Here is a 21317-nt window from a genome sequence, read left to right as displayed (position 1 = left end):
TTGGCGATGTCAGACCAGTTCGGCCATCGAGGCCGGGTCGAACGGTTGCAGATCGTCGGTGTTGCCGGTCTTGATCTTGGTTACCCAGTGCGGGTCCGACAGGATGGCGCGGCCAACCGCGATCAGGTCGAATTCCTCGGCTTCCATCCGCTTGACCAGACCGTCGAGACCGACCGGCGAAGATGACTGGCCGCCAAACGCTGCCAGAAACTCGCCCGAAAGACCGACCGACCCGACCGAGATCGTTACAGCCCCGGTCAGCTTCTTGGCCCAGCCGGCAAAATTGAGCCCTTCCTCGCCGTCGATCTCGGGAAACTCGGCTTGCCAGAACCGTCGCTGCGAGCAGTGGAAGATATCGACGCCGGCTTCCTTGAGCGGCAGCAGCCAGTCGCTCATCTCGTCCGGCGTGGTGGCAAGCCTGGTCTTGTAGTCCTGCTGCTTCCATTGGCTCAGGCGCAGGATCAGCGGGTAGTCGGGACCCAGCGCCGCGCGTGTCGCGGCCACCACTTCAGCGGCAAACCGGGCGCGTTCCTTCAGGCTCGCCCCACCATAGCGGTCGCTGCGCTGGTTGCTGGCCGACCAGAAGAACTGGTCGATCAGATAGCCATGGGCGCCGTGCAGTTCGACCACGTCGAAGCCCAGCCGCTTGGCGTCGGCGGCCGCGCTGGCGAAGGCCGCAATCGTGTCGGCGATGTCTTCTTCGCTCATCGCCACCCCATTCGGGTCGCCCGGGCCGTTGAGGCCGGAGGGGCTCTCGACCGGCGCTTCAGGCTTCCACCCGCTCATGCCGCGCGTGGCGCCCGTGTGCCAGATCTGCGGTCCCATCTTGCCGCCGGCGGTGTGAACATCGTCGATGACCCGCTTCCAGCCGCCAAGCGCGTCCTCGCCGAAAAAGAACGGAATACCTGCTTCGTTGCGCGAGGCCGGGCGGTCGATCACCGTTCCCTCCGACAGGATCAGGCCGACATCGCTTTCCGCGCGGCGGCGGTAGTAGTCGGCCACATTCGCGCCGGGAACCCCTCCAGGTGAGAAATTCCGGGTCATCGGCGCCATGACGATGCGGTTCTTCAACGTCAGCGATTTGAACTGGAAGGGGCGGAACAGGCTGTCGGTGCTTGGTGTGGATGGCATGGTCTGTATGGTCCTTTCAAAACGGACCTCTCAAGTATACATTTGATACCTGCGATCAAGAGCGCACTCTGAATTGCCTAGGTATAGCAAAGGAAACCACCATGGACAAAGCCACCTGCCAGAGCTTCTCGGCGGATTGCCCGAGCCGGGAACTGTTCGATCAGATTGCCGGCAAATGGTCGATGATGGTGCTGACGGTCCTTGATGGCGGGCCGATGCGGTTCAACGCCATCAAGCGCCATTTGCAGGGTGTCACCCAGAAGGCACTGACCGACTGCCTCAGGCGGCTGGAGCGCAACGGTCTGGTCGAGCGGCGGGTGATCCCGGCCTCACCCGTCGGCGTTGAATACGAGATCACCCCGCTTGGACGCACGCTTCAGCCGCCCTTCAGGGCGCTCTATGCCTGGACGATCCAGCAGATGCCTGCGGTGGAGGCGGCCCGCGCGGCTTTCGACGAGCGCGTCCGGTGATCGATCCCGGCCGCCCGTCCCGGGTGCGACCGGTCCGGAGGCATCAGCCCTGGCAGGAGCGAATGCCTCCGGCAGGGCTTATTTCTTCAGGGCGGAGAACGAGGTGTCGAATGCCAGGCGGGCGACGAAGCGTGCCGGGTCCCTGTTTGAATCGTAGTAGCGCAAGTCCAGCGTGACGGTATCGTCGGCAAAGCTGCGCGAGAAACCGGCGTCCCAGGCGATCTTGTCCGAGCCGAGGTTCAGCGTGCCGAAATCCGAGCCCACTGACCCGGAGAACGCGATCTCGTAGGGCAGGCCGGAAAACTCGGTGTTGGCGGTGATCCAGTTGCTGCCGGCATCGGGATCCCAGTAGATGTCGCTGCCGACCGAAAAGCTGTCGGTGACCGCGAAGGAGCCCTTGGCATAAAGTTCGCCGCTAACACTGCCGGAATTGTCATAGATGTAGCGGGCGTAGCCGAGATCCAGCGACAGTTTGCCGAACTCGGGGCGGATACCGCCATACAGGTCGATTTCGACATCGTCGGGCGCAATGTCGACCCGGGACGCCCACACGCCGGCATAGACGATGCCGTAGGTGGCTTCCATGTAGCCGTCGATGATCGGCTTGTCGGCGGACTGGGTCGAGCCCCGGGAGATATAGTTGTTGGCGACGCCAACGCCGAAGCCGACGTCGAATTCATTGTCACCGGCATGCGAAGACATCGCACCGGCTGCGACGAGCAGGCCAGCGGCGAGACCAATTTTGAGAGGTTTCATGGGAGGCTCCAGAGAAGCGGTTGTGCAACGCAACAATCAGATCGCCAAAACCGCGAAATTGACAAGCGGGATTTTGCGTCTGGACGTCGCCGCCCATCAAATGCGGCCGGCTGTCATAAATCCGCAACACACCGAATTCTTCTCAATAAAATGCTGATTTTGCGACAATATCAGAGTTTTTGTCGCCGTGGATGGTTTGAAATCGGATCTGGCCGCCAGAATTGTCGCGGCGCAGCACAAATCCACGGGAAAATGCTGAAAACACGCATTTTCTGCGATCCGGATCATGCGCGTGCCGGAACTTGAAACCTCCGTCCTTGGCAGGAGATGACCTTTCCCGAACGAGCAGGAAGGGGGCATTGTGATCCGGCCCGGTGCGCACCCCGCGGACTGGCATGGTCCGGGTTTTGCGCCGGCGCCCATCCGGTGTATTGCACCGGCCTGTTTCGCTCTCAAGCCAAGGTGACTGCGATGATTCCCTGGGAACGGCTTGATGCCGTCACGCTCGAAGATGGCATCGAGCTCAAGCTGATGCGGCGTGGCCGCGAATACTCGATCATGCTTGGAGCCAACGAGCTGATGAACAGCCGGCTGAGCGGCTCCGAGGAAGCTCTGGCCAGTCTTGCCGCCGAGAGGCTTCAGGGCAGGCAGGCGCCGCGCCTGTTGATCGGCGGGCTCGGCATGGGGTTTACCTTGCGCGCTGGGCTCAGAGCGCTTGACGACCATGCAAGCCTGACCGTTGCCGAACTTGTGCCCGAAGTGATCGACTGGGCGAGGGGGCCAATGACGGAAGTCTTCAGCGGATGCCTGGAGGATCCGCGTGTCATCCTGCACCAGGGCGATGTCGGTGCGCTGATCGCGGACAGTGAGCAGGCCTGGGATGCGATCCTTCTCGACGTCGACAATGGTCCCGACGGCCTGACGCGCCAGGGCAATGATGCGCTCTATTCCGCTCAGGGGCTTGCCCGTGCCCATCGCGCGCTAAAGCCCGGCGGCGTCTATTCGGTCTGGTCATCCGCGCCCGATCCCGCCTTCACCCGCCGGCTCAGGCAGGCCGGCTTTCAGGTTGCCGAAGTTCCCACCCGGGCGAGCACGAAAAAGCGCGGTGCCCGGCACATGATCTGGCTCGCCACAAGGCCGGGTTGAGTCTCTCCGGCAAACACGTCAGACCGCGCCCCGGGGCCTCAGTGTGGCCTTCGAATTGGTTTGAACGAGGTTCTTGCTTGGGCGGTCTATCCCGATGTCTTGTGTAAAGTATTGAAAATCTGATGAAATACTCGGAAGTATAAAATGTTGCAAACGTGGTTTATTAGTTATTAGTAATAAAAAAATAGCCTGCTTTTGAGACCATGATGATCTTGTTGCACGCCTGACAACGGTGGATTTCCCGCTTCTACTCAAGGCATCGGATCGGGAAAAAACTGCAATGAGCAATGTGTCGGGACACGAAGAAATCTCCGGAAAGCTGGCATTTGTCGGCATGGACCAGTCGCAGATGGCGGCATTGAACTCGCTCAGGCCTTTGATTGCGGAGGCGGTCGGCCCGGCGCTCGACCGGTTCTATGCGCATGCCAAGTCCAATCCGGAAACCGCCCGCCATTTCCGGGACAACGCCCATATCGAACACGCCAAGCAGAAGCAGGTCGACCACTGGGGCATCATTGCGACCGGAAAATTCGATCACGCCTATATCGACGGGGTGACCCGTATCGGCAAGGTCCACGCCAAGCTCGGCCTTGAACCGAAATGGTACATAGGCGGCTATTCGTTGATCCTCGAGGAACTTGTCACCCGGATCATCGCCAAGGAACTCAAGGGCTTCGGCACGGGCAAGAAGGCGGAAAAGGCAGCCAAGGGTGTTTCCGCTGTCGTCAAGGCAGCCCTTATCGACATGGATTACGCCATATCGGTCTATCTCGATGAACTCAGCGAGGAACGGGCAAGGGCCGAGCGTGAGCGCGAACGCCTGAAGGCCGAGCAGGACACGGCGCTTGCTGCACTGGATCGGGCTCTCACCACCCTGGCGCAGGGGGATCTGCGCTCCTCGATCACCGAAAACCTTTGCCCGGACTTCGACGATCTGAAGAACAAGTTCAACACCGCTGTGTCAAAGCTCGATGAAGCCTTCCTCGACATCGCGACCGCGATCAGCCAGTCGGCCTCCGACACCCGCGAACTTTCCGGCGCGACAGACGACATGGCGCGGCGCACCGAGCAGCAGGCGGCGGCGCTCGAACAGACCGCCGCGGCGATCGAAGAGATCAGCACGATTTCCAAACAATCCTCCGAACGGACCAAGGAAGCCCGCGAAGTCGTCGGCCAGACTTCCGAGCAGGCCGCGCGATCGGGCCAGACGGTGACCGAGGCCATTGCCGCCATGGGCAAGATCGAGGAATCGTCCAAGAAGATCACCCAGATCATCTCGGTGATCGACGAGATTTCCTTCCAGACCAACCTCCTGGCGCTCAATGCCGGCGTCGAGGCCGCGCGCGCCGGCGAGGCGGGCAGGGGCTTTGCCGTCGTCGCCCAGGAGGTTCGTGAACTGGCGCAGCGTTCGGCATCGGCGGCCAAGGAGATCAAGGAACTCATCGAGGCCTCCTTCAGCGATGTGCTGACCGGTGTCGAACTGGTCAACAAGACCGGAGAGGCGCTCGGCAGCATTGGCAGCCAGGTGCAGATCATCAGCGATCACTTCGCCACCATCTCCCAGGCGGCGCAGGAACAGTCCACCGGTATCTCCGAAATCAACAGCTCGGTCGGCGCCATGGACCAGATCACCCAGCAGAACGCGGCCATGGTCGAAGAGACCAACGCCGCCACGCAGAACCTGCTCGGGATCAACCAGACGCTTGCCGAACTGGCCTCGCGGTTCACCGTCTCCGGCCAGAGCACCCAGGTGCTCAAACAGACGGGTTACGCAAGGGTTGCCTGATGCCATTCGGGCCTGCCGCTTTCGCTTTCCCGCAGCCGGGCCGGGCCGTCCTTCAGTCAGTCGCCGACATGCGGCTGCGTGTCCGGGCATCGACCTGGGCCCTGATGCTTTCGAGCAACGGGTGCCGACTGGTGGCGTCGGCACCATAGCTTAGATTGAAACCGTAGTCGAAACCGCTGGGATTGCGGCCGGTCGAATGGGTCAACATGGTCTCGATCTTGTCGAGGCCCTTGGCGAAAACGGCTTCAGGCGTCTGCGCCCCGGCATACTCGTCCCACAGCGCGATCATCTCGGTCTTCAGATCTTCAGGCAGGGGAGCGCACAGCTCCACAAGGTCCGCCCGTTCCCTTTGAGCGCGGTCGTCGCCGGCGCGTTGGTCGGTTGCCGGCACATCGCCGGAGATCGCCTCACCGAGATCATGCACGATGCAGATCTTGATCAGCCTGAGGAGGTCGATCCCTTCGAACGTATCGCCAAGAAGGATGACCAGCAGGCACAGCCGCCAGCTGTGCTCGGCGGTGCTCTCCTGCCGCCCTTTCGGTGTACGGCCGCTGCGCAGCGTGTCTTTGAGCTGGTTGGCGGCGTCAAGAAAGGTGAGGATTGCGGAAATCCGACCTGGGTCGAGCGTCATGGTTTCTCCGCAGCGGTCTGTGCAAGTGGGCATGGCGTGGTCCAGCGTGTTTCATAGTCCGCCGCCCGGGCCGGATCGAGATTGGTCTTGCCGAGGTCGCTTTCGGCCCAGGCCTTGACCTTCGGGTCCATCACCCGGAACCACAAAGCTGGAAAGGCGGCGAGGACGAAGCACCCGGGATAGCCCGACGGCAAGGTCGGCAGGTTGTCAAACGAGCGTAGCGCTTGGTAGGGCCTGAGCGGATTGGCGTGATGGTCCGAGTGCCGCTGCAGGTGAAACAGCATCAGGTTGGAAATGATGTGATTGGTGTTCCATGAATGCCGCGGTTCACACGGAGCGTAACGCCCGTCGGGCTTCTGGTCCCGCTTGAGCCCGTAATGCTCGATGTAGTTTGCAGTGGTCAGGTGAAACCAGCCGATCAGGTTGTGAACCAGAATAAACGCCAGCATGGGCCAGCCGAAGAGTGTGATCAGCGTGACGTCCGCCGCAAGCGTGATCGCGTAGCCTTGCAGAATGTCGTTGCGCCAGTGCCAGAAGGGAAGGCCCTTGCGCGCCAACCGGGCGCGTTCCATCCGCCATCCGCGAACGGCCGTGCCTGGAATCTCGCGCAATGCGAAGCGCCACAGGCCTTCACCCAGCCGCGCCGAGGCCGGATCCTCTGGTGTGGCGACATGAACATGGTGGCCGCGGTTGTGCTCGATGCAGAAATGGCCGTAGCCGGACACAGCGTTCGCCAGTTTCGCACCCCATTGGTCGAGCCGGTTCGGCTTGTGGCCGAGTTCGTGTCCGACGGTGATTCCGGTGCCTGAACTGACCCCCGCCGCCACGACCAGCCCGATCCAGGCCCACCAGGGGGTGTCCGGCTGCCCCGCGGCAACCGCTGTGGCCAGGAAGGAGAACCAGAACACCGGCACCGAGAGAAACAGCAGCACCCGGTAATACGGGTCCGAGGCCATCGCCTCGACCACTTCTTCGGGCGGATTGTTGGGATCGACGCCGACCAGATGGTCTCCGGCAATGAAGATGCCGTAATAGAAGACCACCGGAACCAGCGCCCACCAGGCGTTTCCGGTCGTCATCATGGCAAGCGCCGCCAGTCCCGGCAGCGCAGGGGAGAGCACCGACAGCACCCAGAGTCCGCGTTTTCTGTCGCGATACTCTATGCGGTCCCCGGTCTTCGTCGTGCCGATGAAGATCATTGCCCGGCTCCCTGGAGGGGTGTGCGAACGCCTGATGTCCGTTCCCGATGGTAGGCCGGTCCGGCGCCGGGGGCAAGGCGGGTATGTATGACGGGGCGGCGGCCCAAGTGTCTTGGCGACTGGGCAGTGGGTGGCTACGCGGCGCTTGCGATCACTTCGTCCCGTCCAGCTTCCTTGGCGCGATAGAGTGCCCTGTCGGCGCGCTGCATCAGAGACGGCAGATCTTCGCCCGCAGCAAGCGTGGCCACACCGATGCTCACCGTAACCCGCAGCAACTGGCCTTCAAAGGCGAATGGCACCTCGGCGATTTCCTTGCGCAGACGGTTGGCAGTGCGTATCGCATTGGCGGCATTGGCTTCCGGCAGCAGAATGGAGAATTCCTCGCCACCGATACGTCCGATCAGGTCATGAGATCTGAGGCTCCGGGTCCAGCGCTCCACCAGCCCTTTCAGAATGGCGTCACCAGCCGCGTGGCCGTACTTGTCGTTAATCTGCTTGAAGTGGTCCGCATCGAGAAGAAGCAGCGACAACTCGCCGTTCCGCCGTTTGGTCCGCTCGATTTCCTTGCCGGCAAGATCCATGAAACGGTGCCGGTTCATCGCGTCGGTCAGGCTGTCTGTCCAGGCGAGGCGTATGAGTTCCCGCTCCTGGCGTTTGAGCTCGGTGATGTCGAAGCGGAAGCCGACCAGACCGCCTTCGCTGGTGCGGCGTTCCTGAACCCTCAGCCATGTGTCGCCCGGCAGATGCTGCTCGATCGGCTCGCCCGGATTCTGGTGCATCTCGAGGCGTTCTGCGATCCATGCCTCCTCGTTGCCGATTGCGTCGGGGTATTGCCCGTTCTCGACACCGTTGCGGATGATCTCTTCAAAGCTGGCGCCGGGGACGATGTATTTGGCGCTTTCGGCATAGATTTCGCGGTAGCGCTCGTTGCAGATCACCAGCCGGTCGTCCTTGTCATACAGAACGAAACCGTTGGGCAGGGATTCCATCGCGTCGATGAAGCGGCGCTCTGCCGCGTTCGCGCGGTTGAGCAATTGCCGCATTTCGAAACTGTCGATGACCATTGCGGCGAGATCGGCGAGCGATTCCCTTTCGTCGTCGGTAATGGTGCGCGGCTTGGTATCGAGGATGTTCACCGTGCCCAGGTTGAGCCCGCCGCTGGCCCGCAAGGGTGCCCCTGCATAAAACCGCAGATGAGGCGCGCCGGTCACATAGGGGTTGTCGGAAAACCTTGGATCCTTCGTCGCGTCTTCGACAACGAACACTTCATCCTGGCAAATCGCATGCGCGCAGAACGTGAGCTTTCTGGAGATTTCGTTGTAGGCATTGCCGATATGCGCCTTGAACCACAGCTTGTCGCCTTCAATCAGCGAAATGGCCGCGATCGGGACGTTGAATGTCTTTGCTGCCAGCCGGGTGATCCTGACATGCGCCTCTTCCGGAAGACTGTCCAGAATCTCATAACTGCGCAGCTTCTCCAGACGCTCCGTTTCTTGCGCGGGCAGGGGGTAGAATGGCATCAAGGTTCCTGTCTGATCCCGTTTGGTTCATGAGTATGCGCCGTTGGCTGGATCAGTGAAAAGGTCACCGTCATTTCCTGGCTGCGCCGCCACCGAAACCATCAGATCATCGCCGAAAACCCCTAATAAAGCACTACCTAAAGAGCGGTCTTGGCTTCTGTCTGGCCGGTTCGCAGACCGTCCGGGAAAACCGGTGCTCGCCGCTGTGACCTATTTTTTAAGACTGTGTGGCTAACGTGCTTCGTGATGATTTGCACAAGGAAGATCCGCATGCGCATCCTGTCTTTTCTTGCGATGATGACGACTGCCGTCATGGTGGCTACACCGGTTCAGGCCCTTGATTTCGATCGCCTGCTCACCCAGGCATTCGGATCGTCCGATCCGAAGGATCTCGGGGGGCCGATCTTTGCCCTGATCGGGCTGTTCCTGCTTGTCTTTTTCTGGGCTGCGCTCAGGATCGGCCGCAAGCGCCAGCGCCGTTTGATCCAATCCTATGACGAGCAGTTGCAGGAGTATTCCGGGCGCCTTCGGCGCGGCAAGAACTGACAGGCCGGGTGCGCCGCGCCCGAGCCGAATGGACAGCCTGGACCGGATCGGGTATCCCGCAGCATGTCTGGATGCCATTCATTCACCCGAGGAATGCTGGCTTTCCCGAAATTCATTTCACTTCGGTCGCCAATGCTTTAGATAACGCCGGTAGCCGTGGCTCTGTCCCTTCGGCCATCCAATCGTCCGAGTCCGTGAGGCCGTTATGCCCGCTCAGCTTTCCGTCAATCTCAACGCCGTGGCCATGCTGCGCAACCGTCGCGATCTGCCGTGGCCCAGCGTCACCGGGCTTGGCCGTATCGCGCTCGCCAATGGAGCCCATGGGCTGACGGTGCATCCGAGGCCCGACCAGCGCCATATCCGTTTCTCCGATCTTCCCGAGTTGCGCGCGCTCATCGACGATGAATTCCCGCAGGCCGAGTTCAACATCGAAGGCTACCCGACGGAGGAGTTTCTCGACCTCGTTGAGGCCAATCAGCCTGAACAGGTGACGCTTGTGCCCGACGACCCGTCGCAGGCAACCTCGGATCACGGCTGGGATTTCGAAGGCAAGGGCAATTTTCTGCGCTCGGTGGTGCAGCGGCTGAAAAAGGGCGGCGCCCGCGTCTCGCTGTTCTGCGATCCCGACGCCAGCCGCGCGGCGCTGGAAGCCGCAAGCGCAACCGGCGCCGACCGGGTGGAATTCTACACCGGTCCCTATGGTGGCACCTTTGATGATCCCGCCCGTGCGGCAGTGGAGCTCGCGAAACTCGAAGCTTCCGGCAGGCTCGCCGCCGGTCTCGGTCTCGGCATCAATGCCGGCCACGACCTGACGGTCGACAATCTGCCGGCCCTTGCCCGCGCGCTTCCCAACCTGCTTGAAGTCTCGATCGGCCACGGCCTGACCGCCGATGCGCTCGAACACGGCATGGCCGAAACCGTCCGGCGGTTTGTGAGGGCCTGCGGCTGAAGCGGCCTAAGACCGAGAAGCAGCAGTTCCCCTCCGTCTTATAGCGCGTCACTCAAACAGGTGACCTGCATCTATGGGCGGAAACGTAAAGGTGACGTGGAGGTTGGAAGCCTTGCTCGGCTCTATACCGAAGGCTAAAAAAGTGTCCATAAACGGGTCAGGGAAATGTATGGATCTGTGAGGTCCCAGAATAGTTTTGCAGCGAGAGTAATTATTATGGCCCACCAAATTTTTCTGTGTTTTGCAGGTCTTGTTGCTTGGTCAGTGATTTCTACAAGCGGGAAAGCCCATTTGGAATAACTAAAAAGAAAACGGTAAAACCAAATCGCACAGAATGCGACATACACATAAACCGCGGAAATAACGACATTATTTGTTGCGCTGAATGTCGTTGTGATCCAACCGGAAGATAGCCAGCAAAAATAGAAAGCCAATGGCAATCCGAATACCATCAGGAAAAGATCGTAAATAAAGCCAGAATGCAAAAAAGATCTGACTGGCCGGTGTTTTATAATATGCTTGCGTACTATTTCTTCAATACCAGATCGCCAACCGGATCTTGATCCGGATATGGACAAATTTGTAAAATTAGGGGTAGGGCTTGACACAATTTCTGAGGCATCAAATAGAGCAGGTTGTCTCAAGTCTATGTACAGCTCAAATCTATGCTCAGGTTCAACGCCCAATCTATGCTTGAACGGAGTAATGTTCGATAGGTAGACGCTTTGGATAAGTGGGCCACTTGGTGCCAAGTGGAGCACACCGGGATCAGAAGTATGAATGGATGTGCCGTCTTCAAAATTTACCGTTGCCAGTAGTCTGAAGGCGTTCTCCCGAAAGTCGTCTTTCAGGGTTTTGAATTCCTCTTCGGATTGGTCCTCATTTTTCGCGAGCTGAGAGATTTCTAATTCGCCTTGCTCACGAACAATATCCGATAGTTCAACGAAGATTTTGCGAAGGCCCTCAAGCGAGAACAACACCGACCCGAAGGTCAGGTTCTTTGTCGTAGGGTTTGCCATTTAGCTCCTTAGGGGAACAGGGGTTCCGACAAGTTCTCAGTGTAAATGCGGAATCAGTCGCCTACAACCTAGAGGCAATCAGTGCCAGCGACTAGCGCTGGTCGGCTGTCGGAACATGGCCTTTGTTTTGGTGGACAGATTTATTTAAGTTCCCTCCTCGCACGAGAGCGGGGAGGGAACTTGCCTCTGATCATCAGCCGAGAAGCGCCGCCTTGCTTGCATCCAGGAAGGCTTCGAGCGACATCGGTTGAGCGCCCGAAAGCGTGGCGGCGTCGCTGGTGACCATGGAAATCTTGCCTTCGCGCGTATTGGCGTCGAAGGAGACGAAGGTCGGGATATAGGGGGCCGGAACGCCGGCGCCGACCATGCCCTGGGCCAGTTGCTCATCATTGAGGTGGACGACGGTGAGCGGCTTGCCGGTTGCCTTTGCAGCCATCGCGGCGATCTCGTCGGTGGTGTAGGCCACCGGGCCGGTCAGCGTATAGGTCACGCTGTCGGAAGCGGGTGCTGCAACGCCCGCCGCGATTGCCCTCGCGATGTCATCGCGGGCGATATGCGCAATCTTGCCGGTGCCTGCCGAGCTGTACCACTGGCCGCTGGCAAGCGCCGCCGGCAGCGCCATGAACAGGTTCTCCATGTACCAGCCATTTCGGAAGATCGTGTAGGCGAGGCCGGAGGTCTTGATCGCTTCCTCGGTCTTCAGGTGATCGGGCGCAAAGGTGACCTTGCTCTCGGCCGGATTTGGCATCGAGGTGTAGAAGATGCGGCCGACGCCGGCGGATTTCGCCGCCGCCACCGCGGCAAGGTGCTGGCGCAGGCGGGTGCCTTCGCCGTCAAGCGCGTCGGTGGAGATGATGATCACGCGGTCCACACCGGCAAACGCGCTTGCCAGCGTGCCGGCATCGTTGAAATCGACCTCGCGGGTCTCGACGCCGCGGGAGGCCAGGTCCGAGAGCTTTGCAACGTCGCGCGAGCCGGCGACGATCGTGGAGGCGGGCACCTTGTAGCTGTCGATGAGGTGATGCAGCACGGCCGCGCCAAGCTGTCCCGAAGCGCCGGTGACGAGAAGTTTGCCAGTCATGTTTTTTCCTTTCGTGGGAGACAGCTCGAGCAGCATGTCTCGAAAATAAAGTAACTCTCTTATTGAGAGTTACTGCACATATGGTATGTGGAGGGAACGCGAAAGAAGGCAGTTTTGCTGCCGATAGGCACCAGAAAGGAACCACCATGGATGCGCATATCCCGTTCTCCGACCGGATCAGGATGATGCAGGGCGACCACAAGCTCGAGAATTGTCCTGTGCGCCAGGTCATGCAGGGGATATTCGGCAAGTGGAGCACGTTGCTGCTGCTGGCGCTCAGCGAACGGCCCTACCGTTTTGGCGAGTTGCGCCGCCTGGTGCCTGATATCTCGCAGCGCATGCTGACCCAGACGCTTCGCGATCTCGAGCGTGACGGCTATGTCTACCGCAAGGTCTTCGCCACCAAGCCGCCCAGCGTCGAATACGGCCTGACCGGCCTGGGAACCTCGATGCTCACCCCGCTCAACGATCTGGTGGTCTGGGCCGGGGACAATTTCACCGCCGTCGATGCGGCGCGGCGGCGGTTTGACGCTGAGGCGGGAACCTAAGGCAACGCTCAGACGCTGGTCCGGTCGCGCATGATGACGAAATCGGTGGCCGAACGGGTCTCCGGATGCGCAGGCAGGTCGGTCAGCATCATGGTCGCACCCGGGTGCAGATTGCGGGCGATCTGGGCATAGACGTCCGGTGGGATCACCAGTCGCGCCGTCACGGCGATTTCACGCTGCACATCCACCGCCGCCTCGTCGCCGGTTCCAAGACCGATCGCCATCCAGTCATAGACATGGGTTGCGGGATTGACGCCCTTGAGCAGGTAGACATGGGTGCCGAGCGGCAACCGCGGATGCTCGATACCGATCCCGGTATTGATGAACTCCGAGCCGTTCCGAAGCGCGATCAGGCGGCGGTCGGCACCGCTGACGATGATCGCAATAGCGTCATCCCTTTCGCCTTCCTTGTCGCGCGGCAGCTTCTTTCCGGCGACATGGGTGGTCATTGCTTCCACCGTCTTCAGGTCCGCATTTGATAGAACCAGCCCGGAGTGGCTCAGGCTGCCGATTCCCGAGCGGTCATTGGTGACGATCACTGGGGTTCCGTTGTGGGTGACGCCAAAGACCAGATCGGCAAAGGCACGCGGCAGATGCACGCAGCCATGTGAACTTGGATAGCCGGGCAGCCCGCCCGCATGCAGCGCGCAGCCGCCGAAGAAGAACTGGCTGTCGGGCATGGCGGCGTTGTTGTAGGCCCGGGAGTGATGCATTTTTTCCTTGATCAGCACCGTGAACACGCCGGTGGGCGTCTCGTAGCCCTTGCGTCCGGTCGACACCGTCGACACCCCGATGCGGATGCCGTTCCGGTAGACGAAGGCGAGCTGGTCGGACAGTGACACCAGCACGGCCACGGGACCATCCAGTGCCCGTTCCGGATACCAGGACCACTCCCCGGGCTTGAGATCGGTGACCGGTTTTTCGGTCTGCGCGAAGCTGCCGCGTCCGGCTGCAACCAGCGCCGTGGCGCCACCGGCCGCCAGAACGGCCCTGCGGGTCATGTTTGTCTGTGTCATCCGCTTCGATCTCCAGGGTGGCCGTTCAATGCTGGGCACGGCAATTCAATTAGAATAATTGCATATTTGCCCGTCAGTTCAAGATGGCCTTTGGAAGCTCCCTGCACCGTCTCCGGCATAGGGCAGGCGCCTTCCGTTCCGCTGCTGCTGGCCCGTCCGGCCCTTTGCTGGACCGCGTGTTCACGACGGCGCTTGAAATTGTGCCACGGCCCGGTATGAAAACCACGGGGAATTTTGCGGGAAAACCATGAGTCGGCTCACCTCCACGATCAACGCGGCAGCATCTGCAGCACTGTTAAGTGCGGTGCTGGCCGGCTGTTCCGCGCAATCGGGCCCCAAGAAGCCGCGATCGGTAACGCCGCCCAATTTCGAATCGCTCACCCCGCCGCAGAGCCTCCTGCGTGAGGATACGATCGAGGCGGGCACCCATGACCGCAGTTCGAGCCGGCTTGCCTATGTCGGGGTCTGGGCCGTGTCAGGCGATGCCTGTGCTATGATGGACCAGACCGCTTTTGAAGGTTACGCGGTGATCACGCCGGGGTCTCTCAGGCATCCGGATGAAACCTGCAGATTCGACGCGGGCCCGCCGGGACAGGCCTATTCGCAGTTCGAGGCAAGCTGCGAAGTTGGCCGCAAGACGATCAAGCGCATGATCACGGTGGACATGGCGACCCGCAACGCCATGCGCCTGAGTGTTGACGGCGCAAGCCAGGCGATGACCCGCTGTCATTTGCCGAAGTGAGACGGCAGAAACGACAAAGTTTCCTCCTCCGCTCGTCCGTGGCTCGGCTCCAAGGCTTGCATGACGGTTGCCGGCTCGCATGATTGTCACCTCGGCAGCAGACCTGACCGGCTGTGCAAGCCCGCCGGGACACTGTAGCCTTCCCGCGAGAAACGTATCGAACCGGTGCCGCAATCCCTTAACCGTGGGTAGCAGAATGACAGCCAGTATTTTTGAGCAGTTTGTAACACTCTGGGTGGTGATCGATCCGATCGGCACGATACCGGTTTTTGTCGCCGTAACGGCGGCGCTCGATCCCGCCGCGCACCGCCGGATCGCGCTGCAGGCAGCGCTGATAGCCGCGTGCGTGCTTCTTTTCTTCCTGGTCGCCGGACAGTTCCTGATCGACGCGCTCGGCATCAGCCTGCCGGCGTTTCAGATCGCCGGCGGGCTCATCCTGTTCCTGTTTGCGCTGACCATGATCTTCGGCGATTCCAAGCCGGAGCGTGAAACCGCAGAGGCCGCAGCCGACGACGCCCCGTCACCCGCCATCTTCCCGCTCGCGGTGCCGTCGATCGCCTCGCCCGGCGCCATGCTGGCGGTCGTTCTGTTGACCGACAACAACCGCTTCAGCATTTCGGAACAGGTTGTCACCGCCGCCATCCTGATGGCTGTGCTTGCCTGCGCCCTGGTTCTGATGTTGCTCGCCGGTCCGATTCTCAAGATCATCGGCAAGGGTGGCGCGGCAATTGTCAGCCGGGTCATGGGGATGATACTGGCCGCCGTTGCGGTGGATGCCGTGATCAACGCGATCTTCGACATCATTCCCGCCTGAACGATCTGAATTGATTTGAACGAACCTGATTTGAGAGGAAACACCGCATGCAAGCCTTGCCGGATACGCTGTCGATCGCCCAGGAAATCCAGCTCTCGGTAGCCCCGGTTTTCATGCTCACCGCCATTGCAGCGCTGTTGACCCTCCTGTTCAATCGCATGTCCCAAACCCATGATCAGATCCGCGCACTTGGCGAGCTTCCGGAAGGTGAGGGACCTGGGCCCCGTCCGGAAAAGTCCGCCTCAGCCGCGCTGGCAGCCCGGATCACGCGGATCCAGTGGGCCATAAGGTGCAACGTGACGGCCGCCATTCTGATCTGCGCCGTTGTGGTGTCCATCTTTATCAGCGATTACCTCGTTCCCGACCTCTCCAATCTCATCGCCGCCCTGTTCATTGGCGCAATGGCCTTGCTCGCCGCCGGGTTCATTCTGCTTCTGCGTGATGTTTCCAAATCCTGAACTGATCGCCTCCAGGCTCCGAGCCGGTGCCAGCAGATGACAGCCAGGTGTCTAGATCCATCTTGCGACAGCTACGATCAGATGCGCGCCTGGAACCAGCAGGATCTGCGCGAAAACGGTTCCGGCAAGCCGGCTCAGCACCATCCACACCAGCACGCGCCTGTAATGTGAATGGCTGACCTCGCCTTCGACCACGTCGTCGGTGAGACCTGCGAGATAAGGATCGATCAGTACGAACATCATGATGGTGGCGACGCCATTGATGACCGCTGATAGCGAACTGGCGGTGACCCTGAATTCCGGATCAATCGAACCGGCATAGATCGCCGAGAGCACGCCCACGGTCCAAAGCGCGGTGGCTGCGAAATTCATCAGCACATAGGCTGCCGGAAACCCGCTTGAAAGCTTCAGCGATGTGAGGTTCTGGTAACGCGGCAACGCCACCGACTGCATCACCACGGCAACTCCGCGCGGCGTCAGGGTGTTGAGCATCAGCCGGACAAGATTGCGCCGTTGCTTGAAGCTCGCGACGGCGCCGGTGGCCACGCGCTGGACCGTCGGGATCAGCAGGCCCCCAAGGATCGTCGCCACCGAGGCAGAAGCCAGGATCAGGGCGAAATCCGATTGCAGATGGCTGGAAGCCGCATCAAGGATCGAGCTCTCCACGCGTTTCGCCAGCAATGGCGCCTGGAACGAGTTCGAGGTCCGGGAAATCAGCACCATGGCATTGAACAACGAGAACGCGATGGCGATCTGCCCGGTCCTGATCCCGGCAATCCGGAACGCGAACGCCAGCGTGCCGATCAGGTGGATGACGAAGGTCAGAAGAATGATGGCGAAGAGTTGATAGTCCATGCCCGGTGTCCCCAAAACCTGAATGTCGAAAGCGGAGCTATGGACCGGTTTCGGGTTTTATTGCGGCGGCAAGGCGAATGATTTTTCGGACTGTGCAAACCTCGCACAGGGGGCTCGCTTGCCGACTGCCGATCGTTAGTATTCTTTTCTCTGGAGCGGATGTTGACACAGTACCGTACGGTACGGTACATCGCCGCCATGACATTGACCTTCGCCCCAGATACGGCTCCACGGAAAGCCGCAGCGCCCGCTGATGCCGCGATGGCCGCGTCGCAGGGCGAGGCATTTACCGAACGTCAGCAGGAAGTGCTCGATGCGGTGCTCAAGCTGATGGTGGCAGAGGGCGACGGGTTTTCGGTCGCCGCCGTCGCCCGCGCAGCCAGCTGCTCCAAGGAGACGCTCTACAAATGGTTCGGCGACCGCGACGGGCTCCTCACCGCCACCGTGCGCTGGCAGGCCTCAAAAGTGCGGATGCCGAAGCTGCCTCAGGACCGGCTGACGCGCCAAAGCCTCGAGGCGGCGCTGACCGGCTTTGCCGCAAGCTGGCTCACGGTGATCACCGGCGATCTGTCGATCGCGCTCAACCGCGCCGCCGTCAGCCATGCCGGTTCGGGCAAGAGCCGGCTTGGCGAAATCGTTCTGACCAACGGGCCTTTCGCGATGAAGCGGCGCATCGAACCGCTGCTCGAGACGGGCAGGGCGGCCGGGCTGCTTGACTTCGAAGACGTGACCGACGCCTTCCGCAGCTTCTTCGGACTGGTTGTCGCCGACACCCAGATCCGGCTGCTGCTGGGCGAGGACAGCCATCCGGACCAGGCCGAAATCAACATGATCTCCGCTCAGGCGGTGACGAAATTCCTCAGGCTGTATGGCCGGGGGTGAACACGGACTTCCGGCAGCGGGGCAGATCGCAGATCCCGCAGCCGGACTACACACGACAACGCGAACCAACGGGAGTGTCTCATGCGCGTATATTATGATCGCGACGCCGATCTCAATCTGATCAAGTCGAAGAAGGTGGCCATCATCGGCTACGGTTCGCAGGGCCGGGCGCATGCGCTCAACCTCAAGGATTCGGGCGCCGGCAACGTCGCCGTGGCGCTGCGCGAAGGCTCGGCAACCGCCAAGAAGGCCGAAGCCGATGGCTTCAAGGTGATGAGCGTGGCCGAAGCCGCCGGCTGGGCCGACCTGATGATGATGGCGACCCCGGACGAGCTGCAGGCCGACATCTACCGCGATCACATCGAAGCCAATATCCGCGACGGCGCGGCGATCGCCTTCGCCCACGGCCTCAATGTCCATTTCGGCCTGATCGAGCCCAAGGCCTCCGTCGACGTCGTCATGATCGCACCCAAGGGCCCCGGCCACACCGTGCGCGGCGAATACCAGAAGGGCGGCGGCGTGCCGTGCCTGATCGCCATCCACCAGGACGCTTCGGGTAACGCCCATGATCTGGCGCTTTCCTACGCCTGCGGCGTCGGCGGCGGCCGCTCCGGCATTATCGAAACCAATTTCCGCGAAGAGTGCGAAACCGACCTGTTCGGCGAGCAGGTTGTTCTCTGTGGTGGTCTGGTCGAACTGATCCGCGCCGGTTTCGAAACCCTGGTCGAAGCCGGTTACGCGCCGGAAATGGCCTATTTCGAGTGTCTTCACGAGGTCAAGCTGATCGTCGACCTGATCTATGAAGGCGGCATCGCCAACATGAACTACTCGATCTCCAACACTGCAGAGTGGGGCGAGTATGTCTCGGGCCCGCGCATCATCACCGCCGAGACCAAGGCCGAGATGAAGCGCGTCCTCAACGACATCCAGACCGGCAAGTTCACCTCCGACTGGATGCAGGAATACAAGGCCGGCGCCTCGCGCTTCAAGGGCATCCGCCGCATGAACGACCGTCACCAGATCGAGGAAGTCGGCGAAAAGCTGCGCGGCATGATGCCGTGGATCAAGGGCAACGCTCTCGTCGACAAGTCGAAGAACTGATCCGATATCATATCATTTCGACACGAAAGCCCGCCGATCCGGCGGGCTTTTTGCATTCTGGATGGCATTTGAATGAATCCGCTAACCGGAAGCTCATCGTATCGGGATAGGCTGTGACGTGTTGCAGGACCGTTTCAACCCATTGGGGTATGTCGGAGTATGGAGACATTCACGCTTTTCTTCGCCAACATGACCATTCTGGTGGTGTTGTCGGCCTCATTTCTTGGTCTTGCCCGGAAGTTTGACGACCAGGCCTATTGGCGAGCCTTGTCGGCGGCAAATCTCCTGCTCGCCATGGCGCTCGGCGTTTTCGCCTTGGAATCCCACCTGCCGCTGGTTTCGGTCTTTCTGCTGCCCAATCTGCTGCTGGTCCTTGGTTTCGCACTGCATTGGAATGCTGCCAGCCAGTTTGCCGGCCACGCTACGCCTCTCCATCGCCTTTGGGTTCCCGCCGTCGCGCTCGCGGCGATCAACGTGCCGGCTTTGATCACCGGCAGTTACAGCCTGGTCTATGTCGCCACCAACCTGATGGTAATGGTCCTGGCGGCGATGACGGCCTCCACCTATGCCGGCAAGGACCTCGGCGGATTGATGTCGCGCCATGGGCTTGTGCTGGCATTCGTGCTGATGGCGGCGGAAGGTGCGACCCGTGCAGTGCACGGTCTCTCCCTCGGTGGGGCAATGGGAGCAGGGCTGACCGACGATGCCGTGCTTGCAACCCATCTTGTCGTCTCGCTGGTCTTCGTCACCCTGGCCGGCATCTTCGCGCTTGGAATTTCCTTCGAGCGCACCGCCGGGCAGCTCAGGGAGATTGCCAGCCGCGATCCGCTCACCGGCATCTACAATCGCCGAGAGTTCGATCGCCGGCTTGACGAATTGCTCTCGGCGAAGCCGGGCGGCACTTTCGGGGTTCTGCAGTTCGACCTGGATTACTTCAAGAAGATAAATGACCAGTTTGGCCACGCCGCCGGTGATGACGCGCTTGTCGCGCTCGCCGGTCTGATCCGCCGAAACATCAGGGACGGCGATTGTCTGGCACGCCTCGGCGGAGAGGAATTCGGTGTGCTGCTGCCCGATGTCGGCCGCGACGGCGCCCTCAAGATTGCCGAGCGCATCCGCCATCTGGTCGAGACCATGCCGCTGGAATTCGCCGGCGACGGCTACCGGCTGACCGTGTCGGCGGGTCTCTACCATGGTACCGGAAAAAAGATGAGTCGTCGTAGCCTGATGCAGGCTGTCGACCAAAGTCTTTACCGGTCAAAGAACAACGGCCGCAACCAGGTCTCCCTCGCTGAAGCCGCCTGAAGGTGGACTGTTGCAGGAGCCGTCTGGCGATAGGCTTGATTCGCGGCAAATCCGTTCGGTGATCCGAACCGGATTCAAACAGTCGGCCTGTAGCCTGTGAACAGATCAGGCCGATTTGAACAAGAAGGAGACGCGGAGAGAGCGATGGAAACCGGCAACAGGCAACGCCTGCACCACTGGGATTTTTCCCGGGCGCTCTATCTTGTGCTCGGGATTCCGTTTCATGCCGCGGTGATCTATTCGCTGAGCCATGAATGGTCGGTGGCTTCGCCCGAAAAGAGCCAGTTGCTCACCTGGCTTGCCGATTTCCTTCACAGTTTCCGCATGCCCGGCTTCTTCCTGCTCGCCGGCCTGTTCTCGATGATGCTGCTCGACCGGCAGGGCGCCTGGCCCTGGCTCAAAAGCCGGCTGACGCGGCTCGGCCTGCCGCTTTTGTTCGCAACGTTGCTGATCGTGCCGTTCCAGATCAGCGTCCAGCAGGTGGCACTTGTCATCAAGGGCACGGTGCCGGCCGCCGATCTGCCCGGCATGATCGCGGCTCAGCTCAGCCATTTCGGCGAACCGTGGATCGCCCATCTGTGGTTCCTCTGGGTGCTGATCGCCTATTGCGTCGGCCTCGCCATGCTGCAGGTTCTGAGCCGCGGGACATTGCGCGCCCGGCTGGAGGCTTTCGTCACATGGGTGGGCGACAACCGCATCCTCTCGCTCGCGGCCTTTGCCGCGATCTGCGAACTCGTCGCCCGTGCCCAGGAGATCGTGGTGGCCGCCAGTCCTTACTACGGAAATGCGGTTCTCAACTACAATCTCTATGTGATCTATTTCGGCTTCGGCGCACTGGTCTATTCCAGCCGCAAGCTCAACGACCTGCTGCTCAGGCCCGGCTCGGTTGCCGCGCTGACCGGCGTGGCGCTGGTGATCTTCGCGCAAGTGCCGCACGCCGACCTGATCGAACACACCCTGAAGGTGATGGCGGCAATCCTTGGAGCCCTTCTGATCGTCGGCTACATCTCGAACCTGGCGCACCGGCATTTCAACCGCCCCGATGCGCGGGTGCGAAAACTGGTCGATGCCTCCTTCACCATCTACCTGTTCCACCACCCGGTGATCTACGTGCTGGCAACGCTGTTCCTCATGGTCGACCTGCCGCCGGTGCTCGAATTCGCCGTCATCGCCAGCTCGGCCGGCCTGATCTCCTACGCCATCCACCTGGCGGTGAGCCGCAGCGCGATTGCAATGCTGATGTTCAACGGGGTGAGGGCGAAAAAGCCGCCGGTGTCGCAGCAGTCGCGCGCGGACGCTGCCAAGCTGCAATCCATCTCTACCGACAGGCCTTATCCGCTGCGCGGGTAAGGAGGCGAGCGC

The 21317-nt window shown here is 60.9% G+C and carries 22 protein-coding genes; 13 read left to right on the top strand and 9 right to left on the bottom strand.

What is annotated here, in order from left to right; all coding sequences use genetic code 11:
* Window positions 1-9 precede the first annotated feature (9 nt).
* On the bottom strand, window positions 10-1131 hold the full coding sequence (locus SPHINGO391_RS13975; protein WP_152009399.1) for an NADH:flavin oxidoreductase: 1122 nt from the start codon (window positions 1129-1131) through the stop codon (window positions 10-12).
* A 101-nt stretch (window positions 1132-1232) separates the two neighbouring features.
* On the opposite strand from SPHINGO391_RS13975, the gene SPHINGO391_RS13970 reads away from it, so the two are divergent.
* A complete protein-coding gene (locus SPHINGO391_RS13970) occupies window positions 1233-1601 on the top strand; it encodes a helix-turn-helix domain-containing protein (RefSeq protein ID WP_152009398.1) in 369 nt (122 codons plus the stop codon).
* Between the two features lie 78 nt (window positions 1602-1679).
* Here SPHINGO391_RS13970 and SPHINGO391_RS13965 read toward each other — a convergent pair whose 3' ends face one another.
* On the bottom strand, window positions 1680-2357 hold the full coding sequence (locus SPHINGO391_RS13965) for a TorF family putative porin (protein WP_152009397.1): 678 nt from the start codon (window positions 2355-2357) through the stop codon (window positions 1680-1682).
* A gap of 471 nt (window positions 2358-2828) precedes the next feature.
* On the opposite strand from SPHINGO391_RS13965, the gene SPHINGO391_RS13960 reads away from it, so the two are divergent.
* On the top strand, window positions 2829-3503 hold the full coding sequence (locus tag SPHINGO391_RS13960; RefSeq protein ID WP_152009396.1) for an MnmC family methyltransferase: 675 nt from the start codon (window positions 2829-2831) through the stop codon (window positions 3501-3503).
* A gap of 280 nt (window positions 3504-3783) precedes the next feature.
* The gene (locus SPHINGO391_RS13955; RefSeq protein WP_152009395.1) at window positions 3784-5289 is read left to right on the top strand and encodes a globin-coupled sensor protein; all 1506 of its coding nucleotides are present in this window, start codon (window positions 3784-3786) and stop codon (window positions 5287-5289) included.
* A gap of 52 nt (window positions 5290-5341) precedes the next feature.
* On the opposite strand, the gene SPHINGO391_RS13950 is transcribed toward SPHINGO391_RS13955, so the two are convergent.
* The 3 genes from SPHINGO391_RS13950 to SPHINGO391_RS13940 all read right to left on the bottom strand — a co-directional run bounded on the left by SPHINGO391_RS13950 (window position 5342) and on the right by SPHINGO391_RS13940 (window position 8639).
* A complete protein-coding gene (locus tag SPHINGO391_RS13950) occupies window positions 5342-5920 on the bottom strand; it encodes an HD domain-containing protein (protein WP_152009394.1) in 579 nt (192 codons plus the stop codon).
* The gene (locus SPHINGO391_RS13945) at window positions 5917-7119 is read right to left on the bottom strand and encodes an alkane 1-monooxygenase (RefSeq protein ID WP_152009393.1); all 1203 of its coding nucleotides are present in this window, start codon (window positions 7117-7119) and stop codon (window positions 5917-5919) included. Before SPHINGO391_RS13945 ends, SPHINGO391_RS13950 begins: the two co-directional genes overlap by 4 nt.
* Window positions 7120-7253: 134 nt before the next feature.
* Window positions 7254-8639 (bottom strand): diguanylate cyclase, encoded by a 1386-nt coding sequence (locus tag SPHINGO391_RS13940; RefSeq protein WP_152009392.1) that lies wholly within the window; start codon window positions 8637-8639, stop codon window positions 7254-7256.
* Window positions 8640-8909: 270 nt separating this feature from the next.
* On the opposite strand from SPHINGO391_RS13940, the gene SPHINGO391_RS13935 reads away from it, so the two are divergent.
* Window positions 8910-9185: a hypothetical protein gene (locus SPHINGO391_RS13935; RefSeq protein WP_152009391.1), complete on the top strand. Its 276-nt coding sequence runs from the start codon at window positions 8910-8912 to the stop codon at window positions 9183-9185.
* 205 nt (window positions 9186-9390) lie between these two features.
* On the top strand, window positions 9391-10134 hold the full coding sequence (locus SPHINGO391_RS13930; protein ID WP_152009390.1) for a pyridoxine 5'-phosphate synthase: 744 nt from the start codon (window positions 9391-9393) through the stop codon (window positions 10132-10134).
* Window positions 10135-10268: 134 nt separating this feature from the next.
* On the opposite strand, the gene SPHINGO391_RS13925 is transcribed toward SPHINGO391_RS13930, so the two are convergent.
* Entirely contained in the window at window positions 10269-11153 is an 885-nt protein-coding gene (locus SPHINGO391_RS13925) for a hypothetical protein (RefSeq protein WP_152009389.1), read from the bottom strand.
* Window positions 11154-11346: 193 nt separating this feature from the next.
* On the bottom strand, window positions 11347-12234 hold the full coding sequence (locus SPHINGO391_RS13920) for an SDR family oxidoreductase (protein ID WP_152009388.1): 888 nt from the start codon (window positions 12232-12234) through the stop codon (window positions 11347-11349).
* A gap of 182 nt (window positions 12235-12416) precedes the next feature.
* On the opposite strand from SPHINGO391_RS13920, the gene SPHINGO391_RS13915 reads away from it, so the two are divergent.
* A complete protein-coding gene (locus SPHINGO391_RS13915) occupies window positions 12417-12782 on the top strand; it encodes a helix-turn-helix domain-containing protein (RefSeq protein ID WP_152011564.1) in 366 nt (121 codons plus the stop codon).
* 8 nt (window positions 12783-12790) lie between these two features.
* Here SPHINGO391_RS13915 and SPHINGO391_RS13910 read toward each other — a convergent pair whose 3' ends face one another.
* The gene (locus tag SPHINGO391_RS13910; RefSeq protein ID WP_152009387.1) at window positions 12791-13798 is read right to left on the bottom strand and encodes a L,D-transpeptidase; all 1008 of its coding nucleotides are present in this window, start codon (window positions 13796-13798) and stop codon (window positions 12791-12793) included.
* Window positions 13799-14045: 247 nt separating this feature from the next.
* Between SPHINGO391_RS13910 and SPHINGO391_RS13905 the strand changes: the two genes are divergently transcribed.
* From SPHINGO391_RS13905 to SPHINGO391_RS13895, 3 genes are all read left to right on the top strand, one after another.
* Entirely contained in the window at window positions 14046-14540 is a 495-nt protein-coding gene (locus SPHINGO391_RS13905) for a hypothetical protein (protein ID WP_152009386.1), read from the top strand.
* Between the two features lie 196 nt (window positions 14541-14736).
* Entirely contained in the window at window positions 14737-15354 is a 618-nt protein-coding gene (locus tag SPHINGO391_RS13900) for a MarC family protein (protein ID WP_152009385.1), read from the top strand.
* A gap of 47 nt (window positions 15355-15401) precedes the next feature.
* Window positions 15402-15812 carry a DUF2721 domain-containing protein gene (locus tag SPHINGO391_RS13895; RefSeq protein ID WP_152009384.1) on the top strand — a complete coding sequence of 137 codons (411 nt, stop codon included), beginning with the start codon at window positions 15402-15404 and terminating at the stop codon, window positions 15810-15812.
* A gap of 51 nt (window positions 15813-15863) precedes the next feature.
* Here the strand turns inward: SPHINGO391_RS13895 and SPHINGO391_RS13890 are convergent, their stop codons facing one another.
* Window positions 15864-16667: a lipid II flippase Amj family protein gene (locus SPHINGO391_RS13890; RefSeq protein WP_152009383.1), complete on the bottom strand. Its 804-nt coding sequence runs from the start codon at window positions 16665-16667 to the stop codon at window positions 15864-15866.
* Window positions 16668-16928: 261 nt separating this feature from the next.
* Between SPHINGO391_RS13890 and SPHINGO391_RS13885 the strand changes: the two genes are divergently transcribed.
* The 4 genes from SPHINGO391_RS13885 (at window position 16929) to SPHINGO391_RS13870 (ending at window position 21305) form a co-directional block, all read left to right on the top strand.
* A complete protein-coding gene (locus SPHINGO391_RS13885; RefSeq protein ID WP_193217428.1) occupies window positions 16929-17549 on the top strand; it encodes a TetR/AcrR family transcriptional regulator C-terminal domain-containing protein in 621 nt (206 codons plus the stop codon).
* Window positions 17550-17630: 81 nt separating this feature from the next.
* On the top strand, window positions 17631-18650 hold the full coding sequence (ilvC, locus tag SPHINGO391_RS13880; protein ID WP_152009382.1) for a ketol-acid reductoisomerase: 1020 nt from the start codon (window positions 17631-17633) through the stop codon (window positions 18648-18650).
* A 159-nt stretch (window positions 18651-18809) separates the two neighbouring features.
* Window positions 18810-19955 carry a GGDEF domain-containing protein gene (locus tag SPHINGO391_RS13875; protein ID WP_152009381.1) on the top strand — a complete coding sequence of 382 codons (1146 nt, stop codon included), beginning with the start codon at window positions 18810-18812 and terminating at the stop codon, window positions 19953-19955.
* Between the two features lie 144 nt (window positions 19956-20099).
* Complete coding sequence (locus SPHINGO391_RS13870; protein WP_152009380.1) at window positions 20100-21305, top strand: acyltransferase family protein; 1206 nt, start codon at window positions 20100-20102, stop codon at window positions 21303-21305.
* Window positions 21306-21317: the final 12 nt, after the last annotated feature.

This window comes from Hoeflea sp. EC-HK425, from assembly GCF_902498795.1.
GTDB lineage: Bacteria > Pseudomonadota > Alphaproteobacteria > Rhizobiales > Rhizobiaceae > Hoeflea > Hoeflea alexandrii.
Note: the sequence above shows the minus strand (reverse complement) of the source record. Positions and strands in the feature narration are given on the sequence as shown.

What these genes read in the sequence shown, in the direction of transcription:
- SPHINGO391_RS13965 (WP_152009397.1), bottom strand. Translation starts at nt 2,357, where the DNA reads ATGAAACCTCTCAAAATTGGTCTCGCCGCTGGCCTGCTCGTCGCAGCC.
- SPHINGO391_RS13885 (WP_193217428.1), top strand. Translation starts at nt 16,929, where the DNA reads ATGGCCGCGTCGCAGGGCGAGGCATTTACCGAACGTCAGCAGGAAGTG.
- SPHINGO391_RS13875 (WP_152009381.1), top strand. Translation starts at nt 18,810, where the DNA reads ATGGAGACATTCACGCTTTTCTTCGCCAACATGACCATTCTGGTGGTG.
- SPHINGO391_RS13955 (WP_152009395.1), top strand. Translation starts at nt 3,784, where the DNA reads ATGAGCAATGTGTCGGGACACGAAGAAATCTCCGGAAAGCTGGCATTT.
- SPHINGO391_RS13975 (WP_152009399.1), bottom strand. Translation starts at nt 1,131, where the DNA reads ATGCCATCCACACCAAGCACCGACAGCCTGTTCCGCCCCTTCCAGTTC.
- SPHINGO391_RS13890 (WP_152009383.1), bottom strand. Translation starts at nt 16,667, where the DNA reads ATGGACTATCAACTCTTCGCCATCATTCTTCTGACCTTCGTCATCCAC.
- SPHINGO391_RS13935 (WP_152009391.1), top strand. Translation starts at nt 8,910, where the DNA reads ATGCGCATCCTGTCTTTTCTTGCGATGATGACGACTGCCGTCATGGTG.
- SPHINGO391_RS13920 (WP_152009388.1), bottom strand. Translation starts at nt 12,234, where the DNA reads ATGACTGGCAAACTTCTCGTCACCGGCGCTTCGGGACAGCTTGGCGCG.
- SPHINGO391_RS13910 (WP_152009387.1), bottom strand. Translation starts at nt 13,798, where the DNA reads ATGACACAGACAAACATGACCCGCAGGGCCGTTCTGGCGGCCGGTGGC.
- SPHINGO391_RS13915 (WP_152011564.1), top strand. Translation starts at nt 12,417, where the DNA reads ATGATGCAGGGCGACCACAAGCTCGAGAATTGTCCTGTGCGCCAGGTC.
- SPHINGO391_RS13950 (WP_152009394.1), bottom strand. Translation starts at nt 5,920, where the DNA reads ATGACGCTCGACCCAGGTCGGATTTCCGCAATCCTCACCTTTCTTGAC.
- SPHINGO391_RS13930 (WP_152009390.1), top strand. Translation starts at nt 9,391, where the DNA reads ATGCCCGCTCAGCTTTCCGTCAATCTCAACGCCGTGGCCATGCTGCGC.
- SPHINGO391_RS13970 (WP_152009398.1), top strand. Translation starts at nt 1,233, where the DNA reads ATGGACAAAGCCACCTGCCAGAGCTTCTCGGCGGATTGCCCGAGCCGG.
- SPHINGO391_RS13925 (WP_152009389.1), bottom strand. Translation starts at nt 11,153, where the DNA reads ATGGCAAACCCTACGACAAAGAACCTGACCTTCGGGTCGGTGTTGTTC.
- SPHINGO391_RS13960 (WP_152009396.1), top strand. Translation starts at nt 2,829, where the DNA reads ATGATTCCCTGGGAACGGCTTGATGCCGTCACGCTCGAAGATGGCATC.
- SPHINGO391_RS13870 (WP_152009380.1), top strand. Translation starts at nt 20,100, where the DNA reads ATGGAAACCGGCAACAGGCAACGCCTGCACCACTGGGATTTTTCCCGG.
- SPHINGO391_RS13900 (WP_152009385.1), top strand. Translation starts at nt 14,737, where the DNA reads ATGACAGCCAGTATTTTTGAGCAGTTTGTAACACTCTGGGTGGTGATC.
- ilvC (WP_152009382.1), top strand. Translation starts at nt 17,631, where the DNA reads ATGCGCGTATATTATGATCGCGACGCCGATCTCAATCTGATCAAGTCG.
- SPHINGO391_RS13940 (WP_152009392.1), bottom strand. Translation starts at nt 8,639, where the DNA reads ATGCCATTCTACCCCCTGCCCGCGCAAGAAACGGAGCGTCTGGAGAAG.
- SPHINGO391_RS13905 (WP_152009386.1), top strand. Translation starts at nt 14,046, where the DNA reads ATGAGTCGGCTCACCTCCACGATCAACGCGGCAGCATCTGCAGCACTG.
- SPHINGO391_RS13945 (WP_152009393.1), bottom strand. Translation starts at nt 7,119, where the DNA reads ATGATCTTCATCGGCACGACGAAGACCGGGGACCGCATAGAGTATCGC.
- SPHINGO391_RS13895 (WP_152009384.1), top strand. Translation starts at nt 15,402, where the DNA reads ATGCAAGCCTTGCCGGATACGCTGTCGATCGCCCAGGAAATCCAGCTC.